The sequence below is a fragment of the uncultured Meiothermus sp. genome, from assembly GCF_937863175.1.
Taxonomy (GTDB): domain Bacteria; phylum Deinococcota; class Deinococci; order Deinococcales; family Thermaceae; genus Meiothermus.
Genome location: NZ_CALMCQ010000313.1, coordinates 1 through 5439 on the forward strand (window position 1 = coordinate 1; position 5439 = coordinate 5439).

General features: G+C 65.1%; 5 protein-coding genes. 4 read left to right on the forward strand and 1 reads right to left on the reverse strand.

The features are described from left to right. Nucleotides 1–209, forward strand: a 209-nt coding sequence (locus Q0288_RS11870; protein WP_299430671.1) for a hypothetical protein, incomplete at its 5' end; no start/stop codon positions are given. Nucleotides 210–225: 16 nt separating this feature from the next. On the opposite strand, the gene Q0288_RS11875 is transcribed toward Q0288_RS11870, so the two are convergent. Then, nucleotides 226–1002: a DUF1385 domain-containing protein gene (locus Q0288_RS11875; RefSeq protein ID WP_299430673.1), complete on the reverse strand. Its 777-nt coding sequence runs from the start codon at nt 1000–1002 to the stop codon at nt 226–228. 839 nt (nt 1003–1841) lie between these two features. Here Q0288_RS11875 and Q0288_RS11880 point away from each other — a divergent pair. The 3 genes from Q0288_RS11880 to brxC all read left to right on the forward strand — a co-directional run. Beyond that, nucleotides 1842–2594, forward strand: a complete 753-nt coding sequence (locus tag Q0288_RS11880; RefSeq protein WP_299430675.1) for a hypothetical protein — start codon at nt 1842–1844, stop codon at nt 2592–2594. Continuing rightward, a complete protein-coding gene (locus Q0288_RS11885; RefSeq protein ID WP_299430677.1) occupies nt 2581–3120 on the forward strand; it encodes a BREX protein BrxB domain-containing protein in 540 nt (179 codons plus the stop codon). The genes Q0288_RS11880 and Q0288_RS11885 overlap by 14 nt, the downstream gene beginning before the upstream one ends. Nucleotides 3121–3143: 23 nt before the next feature. Then, nucleotides 3144–5439 (forward strand): BREX system P-loop protein BrxC (gene brxC / locus Q0288_RS11890; protein ID WP_299430678.1); only part of this gene is annotated, 2296 nt, incomplete at its 3' end.

Here is a 5439-nt window from a genome sequence, read left to right on the forward strand (position 1 = left end):
AAAAAGTGCGCTCACCCCAGACCACACAGTTTCACAGGAAGCCGATTGCTATCGCATTTGGACAACTCGAGGCCGCCTGGGAAAAATCGTGGGTTGCTACCCAGCTCAAACTGACCGTGCCATGGTACCTTCCACCCGACTCCCCAAGAACAACCGGAGACTGCCTGACGCAGCAGAAGTGGGCAACAGCCAGCCAGTCCCGGCTCTAAAGCTTCGCCCCTCCAGTCAGGCCATAAGGCCGATGCGTTCTGGTTGGTCTTGCAGCCCCTCCATGGCTCTCAGGGCGGCCTCGAGGTGCCGCTCTTCCGGCTGGGCCACGGTATAGCGCTGGCCCCAGTAGCCGAATTGCAGCAGGCGGCTGGCCAGGGGATTCTGGTCGGCGTTTCTGGCCGTCCAGCTAAACAGCGGCAGCAGCGGTAATAGCAACAGCAGGTAGGCCCAGAAAGGCAGCAACACCGAGATGGGGATCAGCGGCAGGGTCAGGACAGCCAGGTTGGTGCCGCAGGAGCGGTGCAGCCGGGGCTGCTGCCTGACCTGCTCCAGGGTGAGGGGCAGACCTTTCTCCACGGTATGCGCCACCATATGCTCGGCCCCGTGGTAGCGACCCAGGTTCAGGACGCCCTGCCGGAAGGGCAGGTGGAAGCGGTAAAAGGCCCAGAACATCCCGCCCAGGAAGACCAGTGCGAACAGCAGCCGCTGCCACTCCGGTGCGGTGATGATTGCCCGCGCCAGCAGACCTAACGGAGCGCCAATCAGGGAGGCCACCACCATGCCCTTGAAATCCGAACTATCCCGGTAAATATGTCCTATCGCCCGCCCGCCTTCCAGCAACAGGAGGCCCATTGAGCCCAGCGGCCCAACCCGCAGCCAGCCGGGGTGGATCTCGCGGGTGTAGTGTTGCAGGCCCTGGGCATCGTGATAGGCCACCGAGACCCGGTGCTTGCTCACGAACATTACGCCCTGGGGCAGGGCCATACCGCCGATCAGGTCTTTCGCTTCCATGACCATAATTGTACGGGCGCAGAGGATTTGACCGTGACGGTTCTAGACATGGAGGTCTTTGCTCGACCAGACCGGCCAGTCCCGTGCACGAGGACTTTGCTCAAGCCGAGCCGGGGTGGGCATACCAGAGCCGATCCTCGCCGAAGCCACCCGTCTCCACACCCGCATACCAATTTAGAGGCCGGAAGTCTGCTGGGTGAGCGTAAGTTGACCAGGGCTGGCCAGTTTTTAGGGCTATACCCCAAAGACCCAGCTTTCCGTGCATTTCTAGTCCGTACCGGGTTACGCCCTTGCTGTGGGGCATAGCCCGTCCCACCAGCGGATCGTCCCCCACGTGCACAGGTGTTTGCACAAGGTTCCTGCACTACACAACCCCAGCAGCGTGCGCAGCGGGTAGGCCCAACCTCCGCCTTCGACGATGACGATCGGGTGTCCTCTTTAAGAGTTTCCCATCCGTCCTCAGGGATCCCGGAGCATGAAGCGCGGCACTTTGTATCCTCCGGCCCGAGGTAGGGACCTGGTTCGGCCGGCTGAACAAGTCAAAGGCCATCCCCGCCTGGTTTTATGGCGTAATGATCTCGACTGCGAGGTGGGACCCACACCTCTGGCCTGATACTTCATAAAAGCCCATATCGCTGACACCAGCTATCCAGCTATCCAGCTATTATGAACACCGACCCTACGGGCTGGCTTTCTATGAAGTTCGGGAGCTTTGGGGTAGATTGCTCAAAAGAACAGGCAGGCCGGGGAGCAACCTTCTGTTGCCGCCAGCCCTGCCTGCGGAGTTGGGGTTTGAATGCGCCCGCCTTTATTCAGCTCACACGGAGGCTATCTTGCTGATGCCAGCTAAACCACCCGAAAAGATAAGCGCCCACACCAGCCGAACCATGATGTACCGGGAGCTTAGCATGCTGCTGGAGGCTGTACCGCCAGGTGCGCCGGGCGCGGCCTACCAGGCGGCGGTGCTTCAGGAGAATGTGCTCCTCAAGAAAACCCTCTCGAGCCGCAAGAAAACTCTGGGCTACCTGCGAGCCCTGTACGTCTTGAGACCCGAGGATCCCCTGTTTCGGGCCCTGCGGGCGCTGTGGGCCGCCGATCCAGTGGGCAGGCCGCTACTGGCTTTGCTGGTGGCCCTGGCGCGGGATCGGGTTCTGCGGGCCACCATCCCGGCCATGGTGGAGGCTGCCCCGGGCGCGGTGGTGAGCCCGGAGTTACTGTCGGCGGCCATTATGGCCCGGTCTCCCCAGATGTCTCCCAATACCTACCGCAGCGCAGGGCAGAACGCCGCCTCGACCTGGACACAGTCGGGCCACTTGCTGGGGAGAAGGCACAAGGTTCGAACGCTGGTCAGGCCAACCCCCGAAGCCGTGGCCCTGGCTATGTATCTGGGTCATACCGAGGGCCGCCGGGGACTGCGACTTTTTACCAGCGACGAGATGAAGATTCTGGATCTGAGCCCACACCAGCTTGACGCCCTGGCCTTCGCGGCCTCGCAGCGGGGCTGGTTAGATTACAAGCGCTTGGGCGAGGTGGCGGAGTTTAATTTCCCTTACTTTGAGCGCGTCCTGGGTGCCTCCTATGCCGGTGATTGAGTGCCTGCTTGAGCGTTACCGCGACCACCTGGCCATACCCTGGGACCCCCGGGCCGCCAGCGCAGAGCGGGTCTGGTTTCTGGTCTACCCCCCAGCCCAGGAGCGACGGCTTTTGGCCTGGCTGCCGGAGTTCGAGACCGCCACCCGCCAGGCGGGCTACAACTGGTGGCTGCTGGACACCAGCACGGCCTTTGCGGAGTGGATGGCCGGCCTGGAGTACCGCCAGGCCTATTTCGCCCAGCCCGATACCCTCGAGCCCGCCCTGGAGGAGTTCGGCGAATGGCTGCTGGCCCGGCTCAAAGCCTCGCTGCCGGCCGCGTCCGGGCCCGGCATAATTGTGCTGGCGGGGGTCGGGTCGCTGTTTGGCTTTCTCAAGGTCTCCTGGCTGGTTGAACGGCTGGCGCCAGAGATACCCCAGCAGGCCCGTCTGCTGGTCTTCTTTCCCGGCACCCACGAGCAGCACCACTACCGGCTGCTGGATGCCCGCGATGGCTGGGATTATCTGGCCGTTCCCATCAAGTGCTGAAGGCTGTTGCCGAGGTGGTCCCTATGCTTAACCGCGAACTCTTTCACCGCGACCCCCTGGACTTCACCCTCCCCAACGACGGGGTGGCCAAGGTGGGCGAGCCCGTCAGTCCGGCCGACTGGGATGTGCTGAAGTTCGAGCTCCAGAGCTTTGTGTGTGAGGGCGAGTATGCCAGGGGACTCTCGCGCATACTGCAAAGCCTCCTGTCCAACCTCAGCCGGCCCACCCAGCCGGCGGTCTGGGTCAGCGGGTTCTACGGCTCGGGCAAGTCGCACTTAGTAAGGGTGCTACAGTTCCTCTGGCGCGACCAGGCCCTGCCCGATGGCTCTACCGCCCGGGGCCTGGTAAGCCTGGGCGAGGAAGTAGTCGAGCAGTTCAAAGAGCTCTCGGTGCGGGGCCGCCAGGCCGGGGGGCTGTGGTCGGCGGCGGGCAGGCTGGGCGGGGGAGCCGGAGACAGTATCCGCTTAGCCCTGCTCCGCATCGTATTTCAGGCCGCGGGGCTGCCGACCGGTTACCCCCAGGCCCGCTTTGTCTTGTGGCTGAAACACGAGGAGATCTACCACCCCCTACAGAGCTACCTGCAGGAACAGGGCAAAACCCTGGAGCGCGAGCTTTCGCACCTTTACGTCTCGCCGGCGCTGGCCGAGGGGCTGATCCGGGCCAGCCCAGGCTTCGCGGCCACGCCCGAGGCGGCCCTGCAGCTGCTGCGGGCCCAGTTCGCCAAAGCCGACGAGATCGGTGAAGAGGAGTTTCTGGCCACGCTGGATCAGGTGCTGGAGCTAAAGTCGAGCCTGCCAGGCCGCCGCCCCCTGACCCTGCTGGTTCTGGACGAGCTGGAACAGTACGTCTCCGACAACACCGAGAAGATGCTCCGGGTGCAGGAGGTAGTGGAGGCCTGCTCGAGCCGGTTCGGTGGCGGGCTGCTGCTGGTGGCTACCGGGCAGTCGGCCCTGCAGGCCACCGCCCAGCTCTCCAAGCTGAAGGACCGCTTCACGGTGCGGGTGGAGCTCTCCTCCAGCGACGTCGAGACGGTGATCCGTCAGGTGGCCCTGCGCAAGCGCCCCGACCGCCTCCCTGACCTCGAGGCGGTGCTCAGCCAGACCAGCGGCGAGATTGACCGCCAGCTGGGAGGAACCACCATCGCCCCCAACGGGGCGGATAAGGCCGTGCTGGCGGCGGACTACCCGCTGCTTCCGGCGCGGCGGCGCTTCTGGGAGCGGATGCTGCGGGCCATTGACCGGGCCGGCACCGCCGGTCAGCTGCGTACCCAGCTGCGCATCGTGCTCGAGGCCGCCCGCGAAGTGGCCCTCCAGCCGGTCGGCACCGTGGTCGGGGGCGACTTCCTCTACACCCAGCTGCGCGAGGACATGCTCAAGACCGGGGTACTCCCGCAGGACGTGGCAGATGGCATCGAGGAGCTGCGCCGCACCCCCGAGGGCGAGCTTTTGTCCCGGCTGGCCCGCCTGATCTTTTTGATCGGCAAGCTGCCCAGCCAGGGGATTGAAGACACCGGGCTGCGGGCCACGGCAGAGGTGCTCAGTGACCTGCTGGTGCGCGACCTGCGGGCCGAGGGCAGCGCCCTGCGTCAGAAGGTGCCCGAGCTGCTCCGGCAGATGGCGGAGGCCGGGGTGGTGATGCGGGTGGGCGCCGAGTACCGCCTGCAGAGCAAGGCCAGCAGCGAGTGGGAGGCCGACTTCCGCAGCCGCCTGCGGGGGGTGGAAAACGACGAGGCCCAGATCGCTTCTGCCCGCCAGGACGAACTGAAAAAGGCCATCTCCCGCAAGATTGGCCCGGTCAAAGTGGTGCACGGAGGCTACCGCGAACCCCGCAAGGTCGAGCTGTTTTTCGGCCTTGACGTGCCCGGCGCCGACTCCGGGGTGGTGCCGCTCTGGGTGCGCGACGGCTGGCAGATCGGCGAGAAGGAGGCACGCGACGGGGCGCGGGAGCTGGGCCTGGAAAGCCCGGTGGTTACCATCTGGATTCGTAGAGAGCGCGCGGACGAGCTGAAACGCCTGATGGCCCAGTACATTGCCGCCACGCAGGTGCTCTCGACCCGGCCCACCCCCGCCGACCGCGACGGGCTGGAGGCCAGGGCGGCCATGGAGTCGCGCGGGCAGCTTTTGCGCCGCGAGCTGGACAGCATTATCGAGGGCCTGCTCGAGCAGGCCCTGGTGCTCCTGGGCGGGGGCAGCGAGGTGGTGGGCTCCGACCTCAAGACGGCGGTGCAAAAAGCCGCCGATACCGCTGTCGAGCGCCTTTTCCCCGAGTTCAAAACCGCCGACGACCCCAGGTGGGAGAAGGTGCTGAGCCGGGCCAAAG